Origin of the sequence: Dactylosporangium maewongense (genome assembly GCF_039531485.1) — a bacterium.
Taxonomy (GTDB): Bacteria; Actinomycetota; Actinomycetes; order Mycobacteriales; family Micromonosporaceae; genus Dactylosporangium; species Dactylosporangium maewongense.
In genome coordinates, this window is record NZ_BAAAQD010000010.1 from 151,981 (window position 1) to 176,623 (window position 24,643).

Annotated in this window: 17 protein-coding genes; 5 read left to right on the forward strand and 12 right to left on the reverse strand. The window is 72.0% G+C overall.

The window, feature by feature from the left end:
- The first annotated feature begins 49 nt into the window (after positions 1-49).
- Positions 50-1,468: a lectin gene (locus ABD332_RS25250; protein ID WP_344504573.1), complete on the forward strand. Its 1,419-nt coding sequence runs from the start codon at positions 50-52 to the stop codon at positions 1,466-1,468.
- A 29-nt stretch (positions 1,469-1,497) separates the two neighbouring features.
- On the opposite strand, the gene ABD332_RS25255 is transcribed toward ABD332_RS25250, so the two are convergent.
- The 6 genes from ABD332_RS25255 to ABD332_RS25280 all read right to left on the reverse strand — a co-directional run bounded on the left by ABD332_RS25255 (position 1,498) and on the right by ABD332_RS25280 (position 7,988).
- Entirely contained in the window at positions 1,498-2,514 is a 1,017-nt protein-coding gene (locus ABD332_RS25255; protein WP_425552280.1) for a LacI family DNA-binding transcriptional regulator, read from the reverse strand.
- A gap of 275 nt (positions 2,515-2,789) precedes the next feature.
- Entirely contained in the window at positions 2,790-3,815 is a 1,026-nt protein-coding gene (locus ABD332_RS25260) for a LacI family DNA-binding transcriptional regulator (protein ID WP_425552281.1), read from the reverse strand.
- Between the two features lie 19 nt (positions 3,816-3,834).
- Entirely contained in the window at positions 3,835-4,650 is an 816-nt protein-coding gene (locus ABD332_RS25265; protein ID WP_344504576.1) for a carbohydrate ABC transporter permease, read from the reverse strand.
- A complete protein-coding gene (locus tag ABD332_RS25270; RefSeq protein WP_344504577.1) occupies positions 4,647-5,507 on the reverse strand; it encodes a carbohydrate ABC transporter permease in 861 nt (286 codons plus the stop codon). The genes ABD332_RS25265 and ABD332_RS25270 overlap by 4 nt, the downstream gene beginning before the upstream one ends.
- A gap of 57 nt (positions 5,508-5,564) precedes the next feature.
- Positions 5,565-6,863 carry an ABC transporter substrate-binding protein gene (locus tag ABD332_RS25275; protein ID WP_344504578.1) on the reverse strand — a complete coding sequence of 433 codons (1,299 nt, stop codon included), beginning with the start codon at positions 6,861-6,863 and terminating at the stop codon, positions 5,565-5,567.
- 111 nt (positions 6,864-6,974) lie between these two features.
- Positions 6,975-7,988, reverse strand: a complete 1,014-nt coding sequence (locus tag ABD332_RS25280; protein ID WP_344504579.1) for a LacI family DNA-binding transcriptional regulator — start codon at positions 7,986-7,988, stop codon at positions 6,975-6,977.
- Positions 7,989-8,110: 122 nt separating this feature from the next.
- Here ABD332_RS25280 and ABD332_RS25285 point away from each other — a divergent pair, with 122 nt between their 5' ends.
- Positions 8,111-10,459, forward strand: coding sequence for a glycoside hydrolase family 2 protein (locus ABD332_RS25285; RefSeq protein WP_344504580.1), 2,349 nt, complete (start codon positions 8,111-8,113; stop codon positions 10,457-10,459).
- Entirely contained in the window at positions 10,456-11,367 is a 912-nt protein-coding gene (locus tag ABD332_RS25290) for an ROK family protein (RefSeq protein WP_344504581.1), read from the forward strand. The genes ABD332_RS25285 and ABD332_RS25290 overlap by 4 nt, the downstream gene beginning before the upstream one ends.
- Before the next feature lie 55 nt (positions 11,368-11,422).
- On the opposite strand, the gene ABD332_RS25295 is transcribed toward ABD332_RS25290, so the two are convergent.
- The 5 genes from ABD332_RS25295 to ABD332_RS25315 all read right to left on the reverse strand — a co-directional run bounded on the left by ABD332_RS25295 (position 11,423) and on the right by ABD332_RS25315 (position 19,770).
- A complete protein-coding gene (locus tag ABD332_RS25295; protein ID WP_344504582.1) occupies positions 11,423-12,871 on the reverse strand; it encodes a hypothetical protein in 1,449 nt (482 codons plus the stop codon).
- A 40-nt stretch (positions 12,872-12,911) separates the two neighbouring features.
- Positions 12,912-14,021, reverse strand: a complete 1,110-nt coding sequence (locus ABD332_RS25300) for a cellulose binding domain-containing protein (protein WP_344504583.1) — start codon at positions 14,019-14,021, stop codon at positions 12,912-12,914.
- Positions 14,022-14,104: 83 nt separating this feature from the next.
- On the reverse strand, positions 14,105-15,691 hold the full coding sequence (locus ABD332_RS25305; RefSeq protein ID WP_344504584.1) for a ThuA domain-containing protein: 1,587 nt from the start codon (positions 15,689-15,691) through the stop codon (positions 14,105-14,107).
- Positions 15,688-18,939 (reverse strand): carbohydrate-binding protein, encoded by a 3,252-nt coding sequence (locus ABD332_RS25310; RefSeq protein WP_344504585.1) that lies wholly within the window; start codon positions 18,937-18,939, stop codon positions 15,688-15,690. The genes ABD332_RS25305 and ABD332_RS25310 overlap by 4 nt, the downstream gene beginning before the upstream one ends.
- A 192-nt stretch (positions 18,940-19,131) precedes the next feature.
- Positions 19,132-19,770, reverse strand: coding sequence for a DUF4328 domain-containing protein (locus ABD332_RS25315; RefSeq protein WP_344504586.1), 639 nt, complete (start codon positions 19,768-19,770; stop codon positions 19,132-19,134).
- Positions 19,771-19,867: 97 nt separating this feature from the next.
- On the opposite strand from ABD332_RS25315, the gene ABD332_RS25320 reads away from it, so the two are divergent.
- The gene (locus ABD332_RS25320; RefSeq protein ID WP_344504587.1) at positions 19,868-22,150 is read left to right on the forward strand and encodes a glycosyl hydrolase family 18 protein; all 2,283 of its coding nucleotides are present in this window, start codon (positions 19,868-19,870) and stop codon (positions 22,148-22,150) included.
- Between the two features lie 176 nt (positions 22,151-22,326).
- Here ABD332_RS25320 and ABD332_RS25325 read toward each other — a convergent pair whose 3' ends face one another.
- Positions 22,327-23,688 carry a TrpB-like pyridoxal phosphate-dependent enzyme gene (locus tag ABD332_RS25325; protein ID WP_344504588.1) on the reverse strand — a complete coding sequence of 454 codons (1,362 nt, stop codon included), beginning with the start codon at positions 23,686-23,688 and terminating at the stop codon, positions 22,327-22,329.
- A gap of 186 nt (positions 23,689-23,874) precedes the next feature.
- On the opposite strand from ABD332_RS25325, the gene ABD332_RS25330 reads away from it, so the two are divergent.
- A complete protein-coding gene (locus ABD332_RS25330) occupies positions 23,875-24,615 on the forward strand; it encodes an ROK family protein (RefSeq protein WP_344504589.1) in 741 nt (246 codons plus the stop codon).
- Positions 24,616-24,643: the final 28 nt, after the last annotated feature.

Here is a 24,643-nt window from a genome sequence, read left to right on the forward strand (position 1 = left end):
ACGTTGCCTGCACTTACTCGGTTCAGTAAACCTTCTTCAAGGAGCCCCCGTGCGAAGAGCCTGGATCGTGGTCGCCACCGCCCTGGCGACCGCAGTGACCGCCGTCGTCGCCGTGGTAGCCCAGCCGCGGCCCCAGTCCGCCGAAGCGTTCCCCGCGTCGTCACGCAGCGCGCTGATCGGCTACCTGAGCGGGATCAGCGGGCAGTACACCGTCACCGGCCAGCACAACCGTGAACCCAACACCGACCCGACCAAGTGGACCAGGGTCGCCCAGCAGCTCACCGGCCAGACGCCGGGCCTGTGGGGCGGCGACTTCCTGTTCCAGTCCGCCGACGTGTCGTCCCGCCAGACGATGGTCAGCGAGGCGATCCGGCAGTGGCAGGGCGGCTCGCTCGTCGCGCTGACCTGGCACATGTGCCCGCCGACCATGGGCTCGACCTGCGGCTGGGACAGCGCCGGCGTGCTCAGCCACCTGAGCGACACCCAGTGGAGCCAGCTGGTCACCGACGGTACGTCGCTGAACACCGCCTTCAAGAACCGCCTCAACGAGGCCGTGCCCTACCTGCGGCAGCTGCAGAACGCCGGCGTGCCGGTGCTCTTCCGCCCGGTCCACGAGATGAACGAGGGCTGGTCGTGGTGGGGCGGCCGGCCGGGCGCGAACGGCAGCCGCAAGCTCTTCCAGATCGTGCACGACTTTTACGCCGCCCAGAGCCTCACCAACCTCGTGTGGGTGTGGAACGTCAAGGACGTCAACATGGGCTCGATCGCCGACTACTGGCCGGGCCCGTCCTATGTGGACCTGGCGACGCTCGACATGTGGGTGAAGTACGCGCCGAGCACCTCGGACTACCAGGCGATGCTGAACATCGCCGGCGGCAAGCCGATCGCCCTCGCCGAGGTCGGCCAGGTGCCGAGCGTCGCGCTGCTGCAGGCGCAGCCGCGGTGGACGTACTTCATGGTGTGGGCGGAGTACCTCACGGACCCGGCGTACAACAACAACGCGGCCGTGCAGAACACGTACTTCAACAGCCGGGTCCTGGTCCGGGGCGAGTTCACCGTGCCCGGCTCCGGCGGCGGGGGCGGCTCGGGGACCGGCCAGATCACCGGCCTCGCCGGCAAGTGCCTCGACGTGGCCGCGGCCGGCACCGCCAACGGCACCAAGGTCCAGCTGTACACGTGCAACGGCACCGGCGCGCAGCAGTGGACGGTCGGGACCGACGGCACGATCCGGGCCCTCGGCAAGTGCCTCGACGTCGCCGGCGGCACCAACGCGGACGGCACGAAGGTCCAGCTCTGGGACTGCGTCGGCAACGACCACCAGCGGTGGAGCCGGGTGGGGCAGACCCTGGTCAACCCGGCGACCGGCCGGTGCCTGGACGCGACGGGGCAGTCCAGCGCCGACGGCACCCAGATCCAGATCTGGACCTGCAACGGCCAGACCAACCAGCGATGGACCCTGCCGGCGTGAGTTTGCCGGTGTACCGTCCCCGCGGTCGCTCAGGCGGCGGCGGGGGCGGTGCTGTCCCGGATGGCCAGGGTGGGGTTGGTGTACCGGACGCTGCGCGGCGGCCGCCCGTCGACGCACTCCAGCAGGAGCCTGGCCGCGCGGGCACCGTAGTCGGCGATGTTGCGGCGCAGGACGGTCAGTGCCGGGTGGACCACCTCGCACAGCGGCGAGTCCTCCCACGCGAGCATCGACACCTCGTGCGGCACGCGGACACCCATCTCCGCCGCGACGCCGAGCCCGGCAAGCGCCATCACGTCGCTGTCGTAGACGATCGCGGTCGGCCGCTGCTTGCCGCTGAGGATCCGCCGGGTCGCCTGCGCGGCGGCGTCGCCCGTGTAGTCCGCGGCGACCACCGTCACCGTCATGGCGGTGCCCCTCGTCGTCGCCGCGATCGCGTCGGTACGCGCCTGCGTGTGCAACATGTCCGGCGGCCCGCTGACCCGCGTGACCCGCCGGTGCCCGAGCGACGCGAGGTACCCGACGACCTTCCCGGCCGAGGCCGCCTCGTCGGTCCACAGGTTGGCCAGGCCCGGGATCTCCCCGGTGCCGCCGACCACCACCGCCGGCAGGTCGAGCGCGAGCACGGCCGGCACCCGCGGGTCGTCGCGCTGCAGGTCGCACAGCACCACCCCGTCGACCCGCCGCTCGGCGTGCCACCTGCGGTGGACGGCGATCTCCTCCTCGGCGTTCGCCACGAACTGCAGGGCCAGCCCGAACCCGCGCGCCGACAGCTCCACCTGGATGCCGCTGATCAGCTGCCGCCGGAACACCTCGATGCTGAACGCCGCCGACGTACGCCGCAGCGTCAGCCCCACCGCGTCGGACGACGCCCCATGCATCGCCACCGCCGGCCGGTGCACCGCGAACCCGAGCTCCGCCGCCACGTCCTGGATCTGCCTGCGCAGGTCCTCGGACACCCCGGGCCGCCCGTTCAGCGCATACGACACCGCGACCCTCGACACCCCGACACGCTGAGCGATGTCACTCATCGTCGGCCGCCGCCCCATCCGCAGCATCCTAGCCGCTCCCACCCTCACGACCCATGATCCGGTAAAGCTTGTGTACCCAGGGGTGCACAAGGTCTTCCGGATCATGAGGTGGCCGCGGCGGCCGGCCACCGGGTGCGGCGCGCACGCGCAATCCGGCCGCGCGGAGCGCTGGCTGTGCGAGCGCAGCGAGCATTGGGGGTCCGGGGTGAGAATCCCCCGGCGGGCCCCGCCGCGGCAGCGGTGGGGAGGTGAGCTACAGCGCAGCTGAAGGCGGGAAACAGTGGGTGACAGCGCTATTGCGGAGCAACTGGCGAGCAGCTGTCGCGGAGAAGGAGGCGGGGGGTGGTGTCCTGGAAGTCGGTGGCGGGGGCGCCGTCGAGGTGGGCGAGGAGGGTGCGGGCGGCGTTGGCGCCGTAGGCGAGCACGTCGCGGGCCAGGGCGCTCAGCGCCGGGTACGCCATCTCGCACAGCTGCGAGTCGTCGCCCGCGATGATGGACAGGTTGCCGGGGACATCGAGGCCCAGCTTGCGGGCGACGTGCAGGCCCGCGGTCGCCATGATGTCGTTGTCGTAGGTGATGGCGGTCGGCGGGCGGGCCGAGGTGAGCAGCTGCTCGGTGGCCCAGGCGCCGGCCTCCCAGGTGTAGTCGGTGTCGATGACCTCGGCGCTCTCCAGGCGGTGCCGCGTGGCGGCGGCGCGGAAGGCCAGGGTGCGGATGCGGGTGTGTTCGAGCGCCGCGAGCCCGGCCACGCGGGCGATCCGCCGGTGGCCGATGGCGGCGAGGTACGCGAGCGCCTCGGTGAGCGCGGCGGCGTCGTCGCTCCAGACGGCGGGGATCGAGGAGCCGGGGCGCGGGTGGCCGACGAGGACGGCGGGCAGCCCCATCGACGACAGCGCGGCGATCCGGGTGTCGTCGGCCCACAGGTCGGTGAGGATGGTGGCGTCGATACGGCGGGCCGCCCACAGGCCGCGCAGGGCCTCGATCGCCCGGTCGTGGTCGGCGACGACCTGCAGGACGAGGGCGGTGCCGGTCGCCGACAGCTCGGTCTCCAGGCCGGCGATGAACTTCATGTAGAAGGGCTCGACGCCGAGGGTGGCCGCGTCGCGGGCGACGACCAGGCCGATCGCCTCGGCGCGGGACACCGACAGGCCGCGGGCGGCGGCGCTGGGCTGCCAGCCCATCTCGGCGGCGATGGCGAGGATCCGCTCGCGGGTGCGGGCGGACACGCCGGGCCGGTCGTTGAGCGCGAACGACACGGCCCCGATCGAGACCCCCGCGGCCTCGGCGATGTCGTTGATGGTCGGCCGTCGCGTCACCAACCCATTCTCCAACAACACGTCATTTCGTGGCTCCGGAGGTGAAGCCGTTGTAGATGAACCGCTGCAGGAACAGGAACAGCAGCAGCGTCGGCACGATGACCAGGATCGCGCCGGCGGAGATGGTCTCCCAGTGTGCCCCGAACGGGCCCTTGAAGCGGAACAGCGACGTGGAGATCGTCCCGAGGCCTTCCGACGGCATGTAGAGGAACGGGATGTAGAAGTCGTTGTAGACGAAGATGCCCTTGATGATGACGACGGTGGCGATCGCGGGGCGCAGCAGCGGCAGGATGACGCTGCGGTAGATGCGGAAGGTGGAGGCGCCGTCGAGGCGCGCCGCCTCGTCCAGCGACACGGGGATGCCGCGCATGAACTGGACGAAGATGTAGATCGCGACGATGTCGGTCCCCAGGTACAGCAGGATCGGCGCCCACCGGCTGTCGAAGGCACCCAGCGCGTCCACGACCTGGAAGGTGGTCACCTGGGTGGTGACACCCGGCACCAGGGTCGCGACGAGGAAGGCGCCGACGACGACCTTCTTGAAGCGGAAGGTGAAGCGGTCGATGGCGTAGGCGGCGAGGGTGCCGACGAACACGGTGCCGACGACGGAGACGACCAGGATGAGCGCGGTGTTGGCGAAGGCGGTCAGCATCCGCCCGTTGGTGAACGCGGTGGCGTAGTTGGAGAGGTTCGTCCAGTCGTGCGGCAGGGCGAGGGGGTCGCCGCCGCCCACCATCTCCTCCGGCGTCTTCAGCGAGGTGAGGAACACCGACACGAGCGGCAGCAGCACGACGACGGAGGCGACGACGAGCGAGAGATACTTGAAGGCCTTGGTCATGTCAGGTCGGTCCTCTCCTCTGGTACCAGACGCCGCTGCACCCACGTGACCAGCAGCACGATCAGGAGCAGCACGACCGCGGCCGCCGAGGCGAGCCCGAACTTGTTGAACTGGAAGGCGAGCTTCACGGTCTGGATGACGAAGGTCTTGCTGTCGCCCGCGCCGCCGGTCATCACGAACGGGATCTCGAACACCGACAGCGACCCGGACACGGCCAGGATCACGCTGAGGCTGAGGATCGGCTTGATGCCGGGCGCGACGATGTGCCGGAACACGTGCCAGCGGTTGGCGCCGTCGAGCTCGGCGGCCTCGTGCAGCTCCGGCGGGATCGCCTGGATCGCGCCGAGGAAGAGCACGAAGTTCAGCCCCAGGAAGCGCCACACGGACACCCCGCTCAGCGACACGTTGACCAGGTCGGGGTCGCCGAGCCAGAGCAGCTCGTGGTGCACGCCGAACAGCGCGAGCACCGCGTCGAGGGTCCCGCCGGGGCGGAAGAAGTACAGGAACACGAACGAGACCGCGACGCCGTTGATGAGGTATGGGAAGAACAGGATCCCCTTGAACAGGTTCCGCAGCCGCAGCTTGAAGCTGAGGATGAACGCGAAGTACATCGCGACCGCGGTCTGCACGAAGGCGGCCAGCAGGTAGTACACGCTGACGACGAAGACGCTGAACAGCTCCGGGCGGGTGAAGAGCTGCACGTAGTTGTCCACGCCGACGAACGCGGGGTCGGGGTCGAGGCCGTCCCAGTCGGTGAAGCTGTAGGTGACCATGCTGGCGACGGGGATGTACGTGAAGACGACCAGCAGCGCGAGGGCGGGCAGCAGGTAGAGCCAGGGGAGGAGTCGGGATCTCACGGCGCTCCGAACACAGCAGAAGGGTGGCGCCGCCCGAAGGCGACGCCACGACAGACGTCAGAGGTTCTTCGCGGCCTCGGTCCACCGCTTCGACAGGTCGGCGAGGACCCCGCGCAGGTCGCCGGGTGCGGCGCCGCGGGCGGTGTCGACCAGCTTCTGCCGGTAGTCGGGCTTGCTGATGCCGACCTCGGAGGCGTTGTCGACCTTGGTGAGCTTCGCGGACTCGGCCTGCGACAGCTCGATGAACTTGACGCCGGCGGCGGTGAACGGCTGCATCGCCGGCGGCAGCGGGGCGCCCTTGACGGCGGAGATCGCCTGGTTGACGGTGGCGCTGTCGGACTTGTCGATGAACCAGTCGAACCAGGCCCGGGCGGCCGCCTTGTTCTTCGAGTGGCTGTTGATCGCGTACTGGTAGTCGGGCGCGACGACGGAGCAGAACTTGCCGTCCACCTGCTTCGGGAACGGCATGTAGCCGATGACCGACGGGTCCTTGCCGGCCTTCTTCGCGGCGTCCTGCATCTGCGCGATCGCCCACGAGCCGAGCCACATCGTCGCGATCTTGCCGGTGGCGATCTGCCCCTTCGAGTCCTCCCAGTTGGTGGTGGTCGGGTCGGCCTCGGAGAGCTTGTTCTTCACGATGTCGAACAGCAGCGTGTCGCCGGTGGCGAGGTCGGCGCCGGCGGCCCACGGGTCGCCCTTGACCAGGTTGTCGTTGGCCTTCGGGTCGCAGCTGACCGAGCCGACGACCTGCGACCAGGAGCTCAGCGGCCACCCGTCGTGGTAGTTGGTGTAGTACGGGGTGGCCGCGGTCTTCGACCTGATCGCCTGCAGCGCGGTGATGAACTCGGCGGGCGTGGTCGGCCACGTCGTGACGCCGGCCTGGGCCCAGACGTCCTTGTTGTAGACGAAGCCGTTGACGTAGGCGAAGCCGGCGACGCCGTAGACCTTGTCGCCGACCTTGGCCTTGTCGGTGAAGCTGTACTTCGCGCTCAGGTCGGCGGCGGAGCCCAGCGGCGCGAAGTACTTCGGGTAGTCGTCGGTGACGACGGTGTTGGGGATCAGCAGGACGTCACCGTAGTTCTCGGTGTTCATCCGGATCTTGACTTCGCCCTCGTAGTCGGTGACGCCCTCGAACTTGACGGTGACCTTGGGGTACAGCTGCTTGAACTGGTCGGCGTACTTCTGCATGGTGCCGTCGGTGACGAGGTCGGTGCGGTTGGTCAGCACGGTGATCTCGCCGGAGACGGCGGCGGGGTCGGTGGGGGAGACGGCGTCGGCGGACTGCTTCGGGTCGGACCCGCTGCCGCACGCCGCGAGGGAGAGGGCAAGCGCGACCGCAAGTGTTCGGCGGAACATGGGCGCTCCATTCGAGGGGTGTCTAAAGCGTTTTAGTTCGAGCGAACGCAGGATGACACCGTTGTCAGGCGAATGGGAAGAGCCCTTAACCGATCCGTGACCTGAGCGGCGTCAGCGGGGCGGGGCGGTGCTGCCGCGTGGGGTCAGGTGCGCCGGGGCGCCGTGTGCGCTGGTCACGGGCTCGCCGGCGATCGCCGCGAGGAGGGTGCGGGCGGCCAGTTCGCCGTACGCGCCGATGTCGCGGGTCAGCGCCGTCAGCGGCGGGTGCAGCAGCCGGCAGATCGGCGAGTCGTCCCAGGCCACGATCGACAGCTCGGCCGGCACGGAGATGCCCAGCTCGCGGGCCGCGGTCAGCCCCGCGACGGCCATCACGTCGTTGTCGTAGAGCAGCGCGGTCGGCGGGTGCGCCCCGCCGAGCAGCTTGCGGGTCGCCCGCGCGGCCGCCTCGCCGGTGTAGTCCGCCGGGACGGTCACCGCGTCGGCGATCCCGAGCCGGGCGCACACGCCGGCGAACGCGGCCGTGCGGATCGCGGTGTGCGCCAGCTGCGGGATGCCGCCGACCCGGGCGATCCGGCGGTGCCCGAGCGCCGCCAGGTACTCCACCGCCTCCACCATGGACTGCTCGTCGTCGCTCCACACGCTGGTCAGCGACCCGCTGACGCCGGGCGGGCCGATCACGACCGCGGGCAGGCCGAGCTCCTGCAGGGTGCTCACCCGCGGGTCGCCGACGTTGACGTCGCAGACCAGCACGCCGTCGACGCGCCCCTCGCTGAACCACCGCCGGTAGAACGCCAGCTCCTCGTCGCGCCCCGGCGCCATCTGCAGCAGCAGCGCGTAGGACTGCCGTGACAGCTCCAGCTCCAGGCCGCTGATCAGCTCCATGAAGAACGGCTCGACGCCGAGGGTGCTCGGCGGCCGGCGCAGCGTCAGGCCGACGACCCGGGTCTTCGCGCCGGCCAGGGCCCGGGCGTTGCTGTCGGCGTGGAACTGCAGGCGCTCGGCGACGGCCAGGATGCGCTCCCGGGTGGCCGCGGACACGCCCGGCCGGCCGTTCAGCGCGTACGAGACGGCCCCCTTGGACACGCCCGCCTCCCGGGCGATGTCGGCGATGGTCGGTCGTTTCACCTGCAACCGCCTTTCTCGGTTCACCGATGCTAGCCGCTCGCGGCCCCTCGTTGACAGGTCGCGACGACCGCCGTTACCGTCAATCTTCACTTACTCGGTTCACTAACGCGACGAGGTTGAGCATGTACCGCGCGCTGCACGACAACTGGACGCTGTCCGGGCCCGACCATGCCGGCGTCCCCGCCACCGTGCCCGGCTGCGTGCACACCGACCTGCTGCGGGCCGGGCTGATCGACGACCCGTACGTCGACGACAACGAGCACCTGCTCGGCTGGATCGGCCGGACGGACTGGGCCTACACCACCACCTTCCGGTGGGCGCCGGACGGCCACGACCGCGTCGACCTGGTCTTCGACGGCCTCGACACGGTCGCCGAGGTCGAGCTCAACGGCACCGTCCTCGGCCGGACCGCCAACATGCACCGCCGCTACCGGTTCGACGCCACGGCCCACCTGCGCGAGGGCGGCAACGTCCTGCGGGTCACGTTCACCGCCCCGTACGCGTACGCCGAGGCGGAGGAGGCGCGGCTCGGCGCCCGCCCCGGGCCGTACGACGAGCCGTACCAGTTCATCCGCAAGATGGCCTGCAACTTCGGCTGGGACTGGGGGCCGACCCTCGTCACGTCCGGCATCTGGCGGCCCGTCGGCCTGCACTCGTGGTCCGGCGCGCGGCTCGCCGCCGTCCGCCCCCAGGTCCGCGCCGACGGCGTCGACGTCACGGTCGAGATCGAGCGCGCCCGCACGGCGGAAGCCGTCGCCGTCACCGCGACCATCGACGGCACCGGCGTCGAGGTCAAGGTCCCCGAGGGCGCGACCACGGCCACCCTCTCGCTCGACGTCGCCGACCCGCGGCCGTGGTGGCCGCTCGGCTACGGCGAGCAGCACCGCTACGAGCTGACCGTCACCGCCGCCGACGACACCTGGTCCCGGATGGTCGGGCTGCGCACCGTCACCATCGACCCGGACGCCTTCCGGATCGTCGTCAACGGCACCCCCGTCTTCGTCCGCGGGTTCAACTGGATCCCTGACGACTGCTTCCCCGCCCGTACCGACGCCGCGACCCTCGAAACGAGGTTCGGGCAGGCGGTCGGGGCGGGCGCCAACCTGCTGCGGGTGTGGGGCGGCGGGGTCTACGAGTCCGACGCCTTCTACGACCTCGCCGACCGGCTCGGCCTGCTCGTCTGGCAGGACTTCCCGTTCGCGTGCGCCGCCTACCCCGACGACCTCGCCGCCGAGGTGGAGGCCGAGGCCCGCGACAACGTCGAGCGCCTCATGCCGCACCCGAGCCTCGTGCTGTGGTGCGGCAACAACGAGAACATCGAGGGCTATCAGCACTGGGGCTGGCAGTCCTCGCTGGGCGACCTGACCTGGGGTGCGTCGCTCTACCACTCGGTGCTGCCGGGCGTGGTCGCCGCGCTGGACCCGGGCCGTCCGTACTGGCCGGGCAGCCCCTACTCCGGCGCGCCCGACCGCGACGTGAAGGACCCGAGCACCGGCACCGTGCACATCTGGACGGTCTGGGGCAGCGACGACTACACGCGGTATGCGGACTACACCCCACGGTTCGTGGCGGAGTTCGGGTTCCAGGGGCCGCCGGTGTACGCGACGCTGCGGGCGGCCGTGTCGGACGACCCGCTCACGCCGGACTCGCCGGGGGTGCTCCACCACCAGAAGGCCGCGGGCGGCAACGAGAAGCTGCTGCGCGGCCTGGGCGCGCACCTGCCCGCGCCGGCGACCTTCGACGACTGGCACTACCTGACGCAGCTCAACCAGGCCCGCGCCGTGTCGTTCGGGGTCCAACGGTTTCGCTCGCTCATGCCGTACTGCATGGGCACGGTCATCTGGCAGCTCAACGACTGCTGGCCGGTCACCTCCTGGGCGGCCGTCGACGGCGCCGGCCGGCGCAAGCCGCTCTGGTACGAACTGCGCCGCGCCTACGCCCCGCGCCTGCTCACGTTCCAGGGCTCCGCGCTGGCGCTCGTCAACGACGACGCGGCACCGTGGACGGGCACGCTGGAGCTGTCCCGGCGCTCGCTGTCCGGCGCCGTGCTCGCCTCGTCGTCCGTGCCGGTGACGGTGCCGCCGCGGGCGGTCCTCGAGGTCCCGCTGCCGCCGGAGCTGTCCACGGCGGGTGACCCGCGGCGGGAGCTGGTCGTGGCCTCCGCGGGGCCGGCCCGGGCGATCCGGTTCTTCGAGGAGGACCCCGCGGTGGACTACCCGGTCGCGGCATTCACCGGTACGGTCGCCGCGGTGCCGGGCGGGTACGAGGTGACGGTCACGGCGACCACGGTCCTGCGGGAGCTGGCGCTGTTCCCCGACCGGCTCGACCCGGCCGCGGCGGTCGACGACCTGCTCGTCACGCTGCTGCCGGGGGAGTCCGCGACCTTCACCGTCACCACCGGCCTGGAACTTGCCGCGGCCGACCTGCTCAGCCACCCGGTGCTGCGCTGCGTCAACGAGGCCCGGCCGTGACCGCCGTGCTCGCCGTCGACGTCGGCGGCACGAAGTTCGCGGCGGCCGTGGTCTCCGCCGGCGGCGTCATCCAGGACCGCCTTGAGGTGCCGCTCGCCGGCCAGGACCCCACGTCGGTCCTGCGCCACCTGGTCACGGCCCTGGCGGGCGGCGGGGTGGCGGCGGTGGGCGTCGGCACCGCCGGCCCCCTCGACCGGGTCCGCGGCACCGTCAGCCCCGTGAACATCCCCGCCTGGCGCGACTTCCCGCTCACCGGCACCCTGTCCACCTGGCTCCCGGACGTCCCGGTCACCATGGCCGGCGACGCCCAGTGTGTCGCCCTCGGCGAGTGGTGGCGCGCCCCCGTCGGCGGCTCCCTGCAGGGCTCCCTGCTGGGCATCGTGGTGTCGACCGGCATCGGCGGCGGTCTCGTCATCGACGGCCGCCCGTGGCTCGGCACGACCGGCAACGCCGGCCACATCGGCCACATCACCGTCGACCCGTCCGGCGCCCCCTGCCCCTGCGGCGCCACCGGCTGCGTCGAGACCATCGCCAGCGGCCCCGCCATGGTCCGCTGGGCCCTCGCCAACGGCTGGGAACCCGGTCACGCCGCCGACGCGCGGGCGCTCGCCGGGGACGCGCGGCGGGGCGTGCCGGTGGCGGTCGCCGCGTTCGACCGGGCGGCGGGCGCCCTGGCGACGGCCCTGCTGACCACCGCCGCCCTCTGCGACATCGACCGGGTCGTCATCGGCGGCGGCGTGGCCGCGGCGGGCGACGTCCTGCTCGCCCCGATTCGCCGCGCCCTCGCCGACCGGGACGGCATGGCGTTCCTGCGCCGCCTCCGCGTCGAGGCCAGCACCCTCGGCCGCGACGGCGGCCTCTACGGCGCCGCCGCCCTCGCCCTCGGCACCCTCACCGTCCCCGCCTGACCCCACCATGATCCGGAAGACCTGTTGCCGCCAGGGCGACGAAACGTCTTCCGGATCATCGGGGAGCGCCCGCGGCGAGGAGACGGCCGGCGGTGGCGGGTGGGAGGCGGGGGTTGCGGGCGGCGGCCTCGGCGACGCGGGGGTCGGGGTCGTCGAGGAGGGCGAGGACGGCCGGGACCGGCAGGGCGGGGTTGGCCGCGACGTACGCCCGGGTGGTGTCGTCGGCGTGGCGGGTGAGGGTCTCGGCGACGGCCGGCGGCAGGTTCGGGGCGGTCGCGGCGACGCGGCGCAGGTCGGTGTCCTCGCCCAGGGCCATGGCCGCCAGGGCGCCGGCCGGCATGGCGGGGTGGCGGGCCAGGTCCCAGCGGGCGTGGCCGGTGCTGCGGACGAGGTCGGGCAGGATGTGGCCGGGGACGTCTGGGTGGTGCTCGGCCAGCAGCAGCCGGACGCTGTGGTCCTCGTCGGCGGCCAGCACCGCGACGGCCTCGGCGGGCAGGTCGGACGAGAACGCCACGGCCCGGCGGCACCACACGAACGGCGACCGGGCGTGCGCGGCGCGGACCGCCGGCGACGCGTGCGCGGGCCGCAGCCAGTCGGCGACGTGATAGGTCTGCGGCTCGACGCCCGAGCTGATCCGCCGGCGCTCCGCGTCGGGCAGGTCTGGCCGGAGCATCACCGCCACGCGCACGTCCTCGTCCGGGTCGTCGGCGAGGGCGAGCACCGCGGCGAGCGGCACCCGCGGGTTCCCGGCCACCGCCTCGCGGACCGCCGGGTCGGCGTCCCCCACCAGCCCGGCGACGTCGACCCCCACCCCACGCGCCGGCCCTGCGCCGCCGGCCGCCGTCCCGCCCGCCGCCGGGTCGGTGGCGGGCGGCGGGAGCGCGTGCCGGGCGGCGTCCTCCCGGGTGGCGAGGTCGGCGAGCAGGCCGGGCAGCAGGTCCGCCGGCAACGCCGATGAGAACGCCGATGAGACGGCCGCCCGGCGCACCGCCGGGTCGGGGTCGGTGAGCAGCTGCCGCAGGACCGGCTCCGGCGGCGACGGCCAGGACCGGGCCAGGGCCTCCCGCACCCCGGCGGACGGGTCGGTGGCGAGCCACAGCCTGGCCGGTTCGGACAGGTCCCGCCGCCGGGCGAGCGCCAGCCGGACCGGGACGGCGGCGTCGGCGGCGAGCGCGAGCTGCGCGTCCCCCGGCAGCGGCAGGTCGACCGCCGGCCGGTGGTCGGTGCTGTGGCCGCGGGCGAGCGCGACCCGCACCGCCTCGTCCGGGTCGGTGGAGAGCACCCGCCACGCGTGCGGCGCGGCGGACGGGTTGCCGGCGAGCGCCCGCCGCAGCTGCGGGTCGGGGTGCCGGGCGAGCGCCGACGCCGCGGGGGCCGGCAGGTCCGCCCGGCGGGCGAGCGCGTCCAGCACCGCGGCGTCGGCGGCGGTGAGCAGGGGTGCCAGCAGCAGAGGATCCAGGCCGGGGTTGGCGGCCAACCCCCGCAGGATCGCCGGTCGGGTCACCGGCACACCCTGTCACACGACGGTCAGCGGAACACGACGGTCAGCGGAAGACGCAGGTGATCGGGGGAATGCCCGGCGTACCGCTGCCGATGAAGCCGAACGTGGCGGTGGCGCCCGGTGCGAGCGCGCCGTTCCAGGCGGCGTTGTCCGCGGTCACGGCGCTGCCGGTCTGGGTGACGGTGGCGCCCCAGGACTGCGTGATCCGTTCGCCGCCGCTGTACGTGTACCGCGCCGTCCACCCAGCCACACCCGACGTGCCGCCGTTGCGGACGGTGACCTCGCCCTGGAAGCCGCCCTGCCACTGGCCGACCACCTTGTACGTGGCCGAGCACCCCGGCACCGGCGGGACGCTGTCGGAGGGCAGCACGGACCGCGACGGCGAAGGGGAGACCGACCGGGACGGTGACGGCGACACGGACCGCGACGGCGACGCCGAGCCGGACGGCAGGGTGCCGTTCAGCGCCCGCACGACCGCGGGCAGCCAGCGGTCCGCGATCTTGCGGTCGCCGGAGGCGTTGGGGTGCACGCCGTCGCCGGTGTCGGTGGCCGTGCTGAACCCGGTCCACTGGTCCACCACGGTCACCGGCGACGCGGCGGTGGTCTTGCCCGCGGCCCAGCCGGGGATGGCCGCGTTCAGCGCCACCACCCGCTGCGCGCACTCGGCGCAGCTGGGCGGGTTCATCGGGATGATCTGGGCGACGAGGACCCGCATCGCCGGGTTGCTGGCCCGCATCTGGTCGACGAGCTTGCCGTACGCGGCGAGGATCGTGTCGGTGGACCGGTTGCTCCACACGTCGTTGGTGCCGAAGTGCATGAGCACCACGTCGGGCCGGCTCGCCGTGAGCCACGCGGGCAGCTGGTTCTGGTCGGCGACGGCCGTGACGAGCGCCCCGCCGTGCCCTTCGCCGTCCCCGTCGTACGGGACCGCACAGCCCTGCGGCGGCTGGGTCCCCACGAAGTCGATGTTCGTGTTCCCGCCGTTCTGCAGGTCGTTCCACAGCAACGCCCGCCAGCACCCGGGATTGCCGGTGATCGAGTCGCCGAGCGGCATGATCCGCACCGCCGCGGCACTGGCCGGCCCGGCCGGCAACGTCAGGAACAGCACCGCACCGACGACGGCCGCGGTGAGAAGCGCGAGAAGGGTCCGCATCCGCGCAGTAGAGCAGGCTCGTTCGACACCGCTCAATGCCCGGGACCGCTCGCGCAGGTCCCGGGCACCGGCGGTTGTGAAACCTACACGGCGTACGCCTCGACCTCGTAGAGGCGGGCGGCGGCGTCGGTGTTGTTCGTCGGGGTGATGACGTTGACCCGCAGGTGGCGGGTGCTGGCCGGGGTGAACGTGGTGGTGGTGACGTTCGCCGTGTTGCCGCGGACCTGGGCCACGGTGGTCCAGGTGGTGCCGTCGGTGCTGGTCTGCACGTCGAAGTCGCGGGTGTTGAAGGCGGTGTTCTCGCCGCCCGCGCCGGCGTGCCGGATCACGACCCGGCCCACGCTCGTCACCGAGCCCAGGTCGACCCGCCACCACTTCGACGTGCCGAGGGAGCACCACTTGTCGGCGTTGCCGCCGTTGACGGTGCCGTTGACTGCTTTCGCCGGGCCTTCGGTGGAAGCGCACTGGCTGTCGGCGGTGGCGGTCTTGTTCAGCGCGAGGTTCGTCGCCGGGGGCGTGGATCCGCCGGTGAGGGCGAAGTCGTCGACGTCGAAGAGGCCGCCGCTGCCGGTACCGACGAATACCAGGAACAGCGCGCCACTGCCTGCGGTCAGGGTGGTGGTGACGTCGACGAACGTGCCGTAGCCGCCGGTGTTGCCGACGTTGACGGAGCCCAGCAGCGGGCCGGTCTGCGAGCCGGAGCGGATCTGGATGGTGCCGCCGGTGCCGCCGGACGCGACCCGCGCCGTGAAGCCCGTCTTGCCCGACACGTTGACGCCGGCGTAGCCGACCCAGTCGCCGCCGTCGATGTAGCCGACGCGGTTGCCGCCGTGTGCCGCGCCATCGCCGACGACCTGGACGCCGGACTGGGAGGTGAAGGACTCCGCCTCGACCCGGCCGGTGGGCGGCTGGGTGCTGCCGGGCGAGCAGTCGGCGGCCACCTTGCCGCCGGCGTAGCGGATGCCGCCGAGCAGGTGGGCCCGGAACGCGGCGTCCGAATAGGACTCCTGGGTGTGGCCGGCGCCGGTGTAGAAGGACCGTCCACTCTGGATCGTCTTGCACCAGGCGAACGGGTGGTCCGCGCCCATCGTGCCGCCGGAGTACGTGGTCTCGTCGAGGGTGGCGAGGACGTGGGCGGTCGAGCGGGGGTTGGTGCGGTAGTTGTACAGCTCGTCGGTGCGGACCCAGGTGGCGCCGAGGTGCGCGGTCGCCGGGTGGGTGCGGTCCTCGATCTTCATCGTGGCCTGCTGGATCGCCGGGTGGGAGGAGAACCAGGCACCGACGAGGTCGCCGTAGAACGGCCAGTCGTACTCGGTGTCGGCGGCGGCGTGAACCCCGACGTACCCGCCGCCGCCACGGATGTAGGACTCGAACGCGGTCTGCTGCGTCGCGTTGAGGACGTCGCCGGTGGTGCTGAGGAAGACGACGGCCTCGTACTGGGCGAGGTTCGCCGTGGTGAACGCGTTCGCGTCCTCGGTGGCGGTGACGGTGAAGCCGTTCGCCGCGCCGAGCTGCTGGATGGCGGTGATGCCGGCCGGGATGGAGTCGTGCCGGAACCCGGCCGTCTTGGAGAACACGAGGACGTCGAACGCGGTGTCGGCGAAGGCGGGTGCCGGCGCGGCGGCCAGGAGTGTCGCGGTGACCGCGGCGAGCGCGAGGAGCTTTCTCATGACGCGTAGACCTCGACTTCGTAGAGGCGGGCGGCGGTGTCGGCGTTGCTGGTGGGTGCGATGACGTTGACCCGCACGTACCGCACGCCGGCGGCGGCGAACGTGGAGGTGGTGACGTTGCCGGTGTTGCCCCGCACCTGGGACACGGTCGTCCAGGTGGTGCCGTCGGTGCTGGTCTGCACGTCGAAGTCGCGGGTGTTGAAGGCGGCGTTCTCCCCGCCCGCGCCGGCGTGCCGGATCACGACCCGGCCCACGCTCGTGACCGAGCCCAGGTCGACCCGCCACCACTTCGACGTGCCGAGGGAGCACCACTTGTCGGCGTTGCCGCCGTTGACGGTGCCGTTCACCGCCTTCGCCGGACCCTCCGTGGCGGCGCACTGGCTGTCGGCGGTGGCGGTCTTGTTCAGCGCGAGGTTCGTCGCCGGGGGCGTGGACCCGCCGGTCAGCAGGAAGTCGTCGACGTCGAAGAGACCGCCGGTGCCCGTACCGACGAACACCAGGAACAGCGCGCCACTGCCTGCGGTCAGGGTGGTGGTGACGTCGACGAACGTGCCGTAGCCGCCGGTGTTGCCGACGTTGACGGAGCCCAGCAGCGGGCCGGTCTGCGAGCCGGAGCGGATCTGGATGGTGCCGCCGGTGCCGCCGGACGCGACCCGCGCCGTGAAGCCCGTCTTGCCCGACACGTTGACGCCGGCGTAGCCGACCCAGTCGCCGCCGTCGATGTAGCCGACGCGGTTGCCGCCGTGCGCGTTGCCGTCGGCGACGACCTGCACGCCGTTCTGGGAGGTGTACGACTCGGCCTCGACCCGGCCGGCCGGCGGCTGCGTGCCACCGGTGTTGACGGTGAACGCGTCCAGGTCGAACAGCGCGCCGGCACCGCCGGTGAACACCAGGTACAGCTGCCCGGCGGTGGCGGGCGCGCCGGAGACGGTGCCGGTGACGTCGACGAACGTGTCCCAGCTGCCGGTCACCGGGACGGTGGTCGAGCCGAGCAGCGTGCCGGTCGGTGACCCGGCGCGCAGCGACAGAGTGCCGCCGGCGCCGCCCGAGGAGACGCGCGCGGTGAACGAGGTGGCGTTGTTCAGCAGGTACGGGCTGAACGCGATCCAGTCGCCGTTCTCGATCTGCCCGACGGTCTTGCCGCCCTCGGCGCCGGCCTTGTCGAAGGTCTGCACGCCCTGCTGGGTGGCGAAGTGCTCGGCCTGCCGGTGCCGCGGCTGCAACGTGTGCTGCGTGTGCGTGGTGATCCCGCCGTTGTCGGTGTACTCCGCGTCGAAGACGGCGAAGATGTTCGCGGCCGCGTCGTGCTCGCCGTCGAGCGGGATGGTGATCGAGCCGGTGCAGCCGGTCTGCGACGTGATCTGGTGGCCGTGGGTGTCGTGGCCGAGGATGTACGTCATCCGCACCCGTCCACAGTCGACGGTGCCGTCCTCGGGGTCGGTGACGGTGATCTGGTACGGCACGGTGTCGCCGAACGAGACGAGCGAACCGTTGGCGGGCGCCACGATCCGCACGACGGGCGCGGTGTTGCCGGCGGAGACGCGGACGCTGGCGCTGCCGGTGGCGCCCTGCGGGTCGCGGACGGTCAGCGTGGCGGTGTAGGTGCCGGCCGTCGCGTAGGTCTTCGTCGGGTTGGCGGCGGTGGACGTGGTGCCGTCGCCGAACGCCCAGCTGTAGGTCAGCGCCTGGCCCTCGGGGTCGTTGCTGCCGGCCGAGCTGAAGTTCACGGTCAGCGGCGCCGGGCCCGAGGTCGGGTTCGCGGCGGCGACCGCGACGGGCGCCCGGTTGCCGCCGCCGGTGTACTCGATGCGGTACAGCGCCGAGTTGGCGTCGCCGTTGCCGAAGCCGGCGCCGTAGTCCAGGACGTACAGCGCGCCGTCGGGGCCGAACGCCTGGTCCATGATCTGCATGCCCGACCACGGGAAGTTCGCGATCGCGCCGGGGGAACCGTCGCCGTTGACGTCGATCGCCTTGATCCAGCGGCGGCCGAACTCGCCGGCGAAGAAGTGCCCGTCGAGGTCGGCGGGGAACTTGACGGCCGACGGGTTCGCCGGGTCGTAGCGGTACACGGGGCCGGCCATCGGCGACTCGGAGCCGCTGCCGAACTCGGGCGGGCTGCCGGCGTCACCGGCGTAGCGGATCCAGGCGGGCTTCGCGGCGGGCAGCGTGCCCTGGCCCGTGTTGCGGAACGAGTTGTTCGTCGGCCCGCCCGCGCAGTTGTACTTGGGGCCCGTGCTGTTGGTGGCGAAGTTCCACTCGTTGTAGGTCTCGGTGCTGGTGTTCGTGCCGGTGCAGTACGGCCAGCCGTAGTTGCCGGGCGACGTGATCCGGTCGAACTCGACCTGCCCCGACGGGCCGCGGTTGGGGTCGGTGGTGCCGGCGTCGGGGCCGTAGTCGCCGACGTAGACGGCGCCGGTGGCCTTGTCGACGCTCATCCGGAACGGGTTGCGCAGCCCCATCGCGTAGATCTCGGGCCGGGTGTTCGCGGTGCCCTGCGGGAACAGGTTGCCGCTCGGGATGCTGTACGAGCCGTCGGTGTTGACCTTGATCCGCAGGATCTTGCCCCGCAGGTCGTTGGTGTTCGCCGCCGACCGCTGCGCGTCGTAGGCCGGGTTGCGGTCGGTGCGCTCGTCGATGGGCGCGTAGCCGGCGGAGTCGAACGGGTTGGAGTCGTCGCCGGTCGACAGGTACAGGTTGCCGGCCGCGTCGAAGTCGATGTCGCCGCCGACGTGGCAGCACATGCCCCGGTCGGTGCCGACCTCGAGGACCGTGCGCTCGCTCGCGGTGTTGAGCGTGTTGTCGGTGTTGAGCGTGAAGCGCGACAGCCGGTTGACGCCCTTCCACGGCGTCCAGTCCGCGCCCGCGGCCGGCGCGTCGCCGCCCGGGGTGTTCAGCGGCGGCGCGTAGTACAGGTAGATCTGCCGGTTGGTGGCGAAGCCGGGATCGGCGGCCACGCCCTGCAGGCCTTCCTCGTCGTGGGTGTAGACGGGCAGCGTCCCGATCACCGAGGTGTTGCCGGCGGCGTCGGTGCGCCGGAGCGTCCCGTTGCGCGCGGTGTGCAGCACCGACCGGTCGGGCAGCACGGCGATCGACATCGGCTCGCCGAGCTCGTTGATCCCCTTGGCGAGCTCGACCTGCTGGAACAGGGCCGGATTGATGGAGGTGTGGGCGTGCGCGGGGGTGGGCAGGGCCACCGCGGCGCTGCTGATCAGCAACGCCGCCGCGGCTCTTCTGAATGCGGGGTGCATCGGCGGGTGTCCTTCCCGAAGGGTCGGGGGGTCACGCGATGCCGGCGCAGGTGCTTGGCGGGCGCGCCGGCGGCAGGTGCGCGGGCCGCCGAAGCCCCACACATCCACACGTCGCGATGGTTGGTGAGCCGACGTTACTAACTCGCGCCGATGGATGCAAGAAATCAACGCGTCCGCCGGCAGAAATTTCCGTCAGCTCGTCGGAATGTTGTCCTGCCACGTCGACACCTTGCGGATGAGCAGCGCCAGGAGGACCGCGGCGACGATCCCGGCGACGCCGGAGACGACGGCGAAGAACGGCGGGCTGTAGACGATGACCTCGCCGCTGGCGTACTTCGAGGTCTCGGTGTAGCCGATGAAGCTGATCAGCAGCGCGACCCACCAGGCGTTGACGATCCGGTCGGAGGGCCACGTCCCGTCGGGCGCGCTACGGCGGTGGATCTCCGCGACGACCCGGTTGGGGATGACGAGGCCGGCGAACGGGACGAACCAGCCGCCGATCGTCCAGCCCTTCTTCCACTCGACGCTGCGGTCGCCGCGCCGGTCGAAGTTGTCCCGGGCGAGGTACAGCCAGACGATGACCAGCACCAGGACCAGCAGCCTGGCCGCGCCGAGGATCCCGGAGGCGGTGTCGCCGGAGACGTACGTGCTGACGCCGAAGTTGGACGCGAAGGCCACCTCGCGGCCCGCGTCCTCGGCGGGCGCGTCGGCGCCCTTCAGGGACTCGGCGATGGTGAACGCGTGCGCCAGGCCGGCGAGGGCCAGCCCGCCGACGGCGAGCATGCCGGGGACGGCCAGGCGATGGGGTGTCGCGGTGCGAATATCGCTCATGCCTCGAACACCTTAAATGCTTTAAGCAAATCGATATTCTTGACTTTCTGCAGGTCCCGCGAGGACTATTAGGAAACTTTCCTAATAGGAGGCACGAGTGCACCCCACCAGGCTCTTCGCAGCCATCCTGCTCACCGTCTCCGCCGCGGTAGCGATACCCGGCACCGCGCACGCCGCTCCCGCGGGGCTCACCGCCGCGTTCTCCGCCGCGGACTACGGCACCTACTGGGTCGACAAGTACACAGTCAGCAACCCGACCAGTGCCTCGATCACCGGGTGGACCCTCGAGTTCGACGTGCCGGCCGGGCTGAACGTCGGCACCGGGTACAACGGCACCGTCACGCGGACCGGCAACCACGTCACGGTCGTGAACGCGCACTACAACGGGACCGTGGCGGCCGGACGCAACACCGAGCCGTACAGTTTCTGGTTCATCGCCACCGGCACCAACGCGGAACCACTGAACTGCCGCATCAACGGCAACAAGTGCGACGGTAGCCCGGACCGCGCCCCGAACGCGCCCGCCGGCCTGTCCGTCACCGGCCGCACGACGAAGACCGTGTCGCTGGCGTGGACCGCCCCCGCGGCGACCGACTTCCCGATCGCGGGCTACGACGTCTACCGCGGCTCTACGGTGGTTGCTTCCTCCACTGGTCCGTCGGCCGTGGTCACCGGGCTCACGCCGAACACCGCGTACAGCTTCACGGTGCGGGCCCGCGACACCCGCGGCAACGTGTCCGCCGACAGCGCCGCCGTCTCCGCGACCACGCTCAACCCGGCCAACGACACCACCGCGCCGCCGGCCCCGGGCAACCTGCGCAGCACGGCGAAGACCTCGGTCAGCGTCACGCTCGCCTGGAACGCGGTCACCGACCCGAGCGGCATCGCCGGCTACGACGTCTACCGCGGCGGCACGCTCGTCACGACCGCCACCGGGACGACGGCGACGGTGACCGGACTGGCGCCGCTGACGGCCTACACGTTCACGGTGAAGGCCCGCGACACCTACGACAACGCCTCACCCGCCAGCGCGGCCGTCACCGTCACCACGGACGACGCGGTCGGCGGCGGCAACTACGCCAAGGTCGGCTACTTCGTGCAGTGGGGCATCTACGGCCGCCAGTACTTCGTGAAGAACCTCGACACGTCCGGCGCGGCGGCGAAGCTCACCCACCTCAACTACGCGTTCGCCAACCTCGACCCGGTCAACCTGACCTGCCTGCAGGGCGTCACCCGCGGCACCACCGCCAACCCGCAGGACCCCGACCAGGGCACCGGCGCGGGCGACGCGGACGCCGACTACGGCCGCCCGTTCAGCGCCGCCCAGTCCGTCGACGGCGTCGCCGACACCGGCTGGGAGAACCTGCGCGGCAACTACAACCAGCTGCGCAAGCTCAAGGCGAAGTACCCGAACCTGAAGGTGCTCATCTCGCTCGGCGGCTGGACCTACTCGAAGTACTTCTCCGATGCGGCCGCCACCCCGGCCTCGCGGGAGAAGCTGGTGCGCTCCTGCATCGACATGTACCTCAAGGGCAACCTGCCGACCTACAACAACGCGGGCGGCGCGGGCTCGGCCGCCGGCATCTTCGACGGCATCGACCTGGACTGGGAGTGGCCCGGCGCCGAGGGCCACGCCGGCAACCACTGGGGCGCGCAGGACAAGGCCAACAACACGCTGCTCCTCGCGGAGTTCCGCAGGCAGATGGACGCGCTGAGCGCCACCTCCGGCAAGCGCTACCTGCTGACCGCCTTCACCCCCGCCGACCCGGCGAAGATCGCGGCCGGCTGGGACATCAGCCGCACCGACGGCACCCCGAGCGTCTTCGACTACATGGACTTCGCCAACGTCCAGGGCTACGACTTCCACGGCGCCGGCAGCGACAACTCCTGGGAGCCCAACCGGACGGGCCACCAGGGCAACCTGTACGGCGACGCCCAGGACCCGTACTCCTTCACCTTCAGCGTCCAGAACGCGGTGGCGGCCTACACCTCCGCAGGCGTCAACCCCCGCCAGCTGACCGTCGGCTTCGCCTTCTACGGCCGAGGCTGGCAGGGCGTCGCCGCCGGCTCCACCAACGGTGAGTGGCAGACGGCCACCGGGGCCGCACCCGGCCAGTTCGCCGAGGAGGCCGGCACCCGCGGCTACGCCAACCTCCTGGCGATGGTGCCCAACTGCACCGTCTACCACGACGTGCAGTCGATCGCCACGTCCTGCTACACCGGCCCCGGCGGGCAGTGGTGGACCTTCGACGACACCTGGTCCATCGCGCAGAAGACCGCCTGGGTGAAGCAGCAGAACCTGCTCGGCGGCATGATCTGGGAGATGTCCGGCGACACCACGTCCGGCACCCTGATGACCGCGCTCAACTCGGGCCTCTGACGCCCGCGACCGGCCCGCGGAGAGCGCGCTCCCCGCGGGCCGGTCGTAACACGCCGATAACGGGGCGGGGTTAGCGTGGCGCATGCCCGGACCCCGGCGTCGGTCGGCGCTGATCTCGCGGCTCGCGGGGAAGCCGGCGGGCAGCGGCCTCGGCGACTTCGAGCGGCCATGACCCGTCAGGCCGGCACCTTCGGCAGCTGCGCCACGGCGGCGGCGACCGCGTCGTCGGAGAGCTCCTTGTCGACCATGTCGCCGGCGAGGTAGCGGCCGTAGGCGGGGAGGTCGAGGTGGCCGTGGCCGCACAGGGCGGTCAGGATGACCTTCTCCTCGCCGGTCTCCTTGCAGCGCAGCGCCTCCTCGATGCAGGCGGCCAGGGCGTGGGTCGGCTCCGGGGCGGGGATGATGCCCTCGGTGCGGGCGAAGCGCACCCCTGCCTCGAAGCACTCGCGCTGGGTCTTGCTGGCGGCCTCGATGAGGCCGAGGTCGTAGACGTGCGAGATGAGCGGCGCCATGCCGTGGTACCGCAGGCCACCGGCGTGGATCGGGTCGGGGATGAAGTCGTGGCCGAGGGTGTGCATCTTCATCAGCGGCGTCATGCCGGCGGTGTCGCCGAAGTCGTAGGCGTAGACGCCCTTCGTCAGCGACGGGCACGCGGCGGGTTCGACGGCGCGGATGACGGGGGCCATCCGGCCGGCCAGCTTCTCGCGCAGGAACGGGAAGGCGAGGCCGGCGAAGTTGGAGCCGCCGCCGGTACACCCGACGATGACGTCCGGCGTGGCACCGACCTTCGCCAGTTGGAGCAGCGCCTCCTCGCCGATGATCGTCTGGTGCAGGAGCACGTGGTTGAGGACGCTGCCGAGGGCGTAGTTGGTGTCGGGGCGGGCGGCGGCGACCTCGACCGCCTCGCTGATCGCGATGCCAAGGGAGCCGGGCGAGCCGGGGTCGGCGGCGAGGACGCGGCGGCCCGCCTCGGTGCGGTCCGAGGGGGACGGGTGGATCGTGCCGCCGAACGTCTCGATCATCATCTTGCGGTAGGGCTTCTGGTCGTACGACGCGCGCACCTGCCAGATCTCCACGTCGAGGCCGAACTGCGCGCCCGCGAACGCCAGAGCCGTGCCCCACTGGCCGGCGCCGGTCTCGGTGGTGAGCCGGCGGATGCCCGCGGCCGCGTTGTAGTACGCCTGCGGGACGGCGGTGTTCGGCTTGTGCGAGCCGGCCGGCGACACGCCCTCGTACTTGTAGTAGATCCGGGCCGGCGTGCCGAGCGCCTTCTCCAGGCGGTGCGCGCGGAACAGTGGCGACGGGCGCCAGAGGCGGTACACCTCCAGCACGTCGTCGGGGATGTCGACGTACCGCTCCTGGGTGACCTCCTGCTCGATCAGCGCCATGGGGAACAGCGGCGCCAGGTCCTGCGGGCCGACCGGCTCCAGCGTGCCGGGGTGCAGGACCGGCGGGGGCGGCGCCGGCAGGTCGGCCATGAGGTTGTACCAGCGACGCGGCATCTCGTCCTCGTCCAGCATGATCTTCGTGGCGGTCATGCCGTCGAAGCTAAACCGCACCGCCGGCGCCGAGGGCCGCTTTCACCCGGCCGTCACCCGGGGCAGGCGCGGCATCAGAGATGACACGATGTAGCCTGTCAACCGCTGTCGCCGTAAACTCTGCGAAGTCTGTGCAGTGTCCTGTCGCGTCGCGGCGGCCCGGGTGCGCCGAGGCAGAATCCTGGGATGGTGACGACGCTGACGATCGACTGCGGGGGCGGTGGGCTCAAGGCCGCCGTGGTCGACGACACCGACACGCTGTGCTGCGAGCCGGTGCGGGTGCCGACGCCGTACCCGCTGCCGCCCGCCCGCCTCGTCGAGGTGCTGCTCGGCATCGCGGAGGGCCTGCCGGCGGCGGACCGGGTCACCGTCGGGCTGCCGGGGATGATCCGGCACGGGGTCGTCGTCGCCACCCCGCACTACGTCAACGAGGCCGGCCCGCACACCCCGGTCGACCCGGAGCTGTTCGCGCTGTGGAAGGGGTTCGACGCGCGGGCCGAGCTCGGGCGCGCCTTCGCCCGGCCGGTCCTGGTCCTCAACGACGCCGAGGTGCACGGCGCGGCGCTCGTCGAGGGGCGCGGCCTGGAGCTGGTGCTCACGCTCGGCACCGGGCTCGGCAGCGCGCTGTTCGACGAGGGGCGGCTGGCGCCGCACCTGGAGCTGTCGCACGCGCCGTACTCGAGGGGCCGCACCTACGACGACTTCCTCGGCGAGCTGGAGCGCCGGCGGCTCGGCGACCGGCGGTGGTCGCGGCGGGTGCTGCGGATCGTCGACGGGCTGCGGCCGGTGTTCCGCTGGGACCGGCTGTACCTCGGCGGCGGCAACGCCGAGCGTCTCGTCGTGGCGATGCCGGACGACGTGCGGCTGGTCGCCAACCAGGCGGGGGTCCGCGGCGGGTCCCGCGCCTGGACGCTCATCGGCGTGTAATGCCGGTTATGCCCGAAAGGTACCGTAC

Excerpts from the sequence above, each read along its gene's own strand:
- ABD332_RS25255 (WP_425552280.1), bottom strand. The coding sequence starts at position 2,514 with ATGGGGCGGCGGCCGACGATGAGTGACATCGCTCAGCGTGTCGGGGTG.
- ABD332_RS25265 (WP_344504576.1), bottom strand. The coding sequence starts at position 4,650 with ATGACCAAGGCCTTCAAGTATCTCTCGCTCGTCGTCGCCTCCGTCGTC.
- ABD332_RS25275 (WP_344504578.1), bottom strand. The coding sequence starts at position 6,863 with ATGTTCCGCCGAACACTTGCGGTCGCGCTTGCCCTCTCCCTCGCGGCG.
- ABD332_RS25285 (WP_344504580.1), top strand. The coding sequence starts at position 8,111 with ATGTACCGCGCGCTGCACGACAACTGGACGCTGTCCGGGCCCGACCAT.
- ABD332_RS25300 (WP_344504583.1), bottom strand. The coding sequence starts at position 14,021 with ATGCGGACCCTTCTCGCGCTTCTCACCGCGGCCGTCGTCGGTGCGGTG.
- ABD332_RS25305 (WP_344504584.1), bottom strand. The coding sequence starts at position 15,691 with ATGAGAAAGCTCCTCGCGCTCGCCGCGGTCACCGCGACACTCCTGGCC.
- ABD332_RS25310 (WP_344504585.1), bottom strand. The coding sequence starts at position 18,939 with ATGCACCCCGCATTCAGAAGAGCCGCGGCGGCGTTGCTGATCAGCAGC.
- ABD332_RS25315 (WP_344504586.1), bottom strand. The coding sequence starts at position 19,770 with ATGAGCGATATTCGCACCGCGACACCCCATCGCCTGGCCGTCCCCGGC.
- ABD332_RS25325 (WP_344504588.1), bottom strand. The coding sequence starts at position 23,688 with ATGACCGCCACGAAGATCATGCTGGACGAGGACGAGATGCCGCGTCGC.
- ABD332_RS25330 (WP_344504589.1), top strand. The coding sequence starts at position 23,875 with ATGGTGACGACGCTGACGATCGACTGCGGGGGCGGTGGGCTCAAGGCC.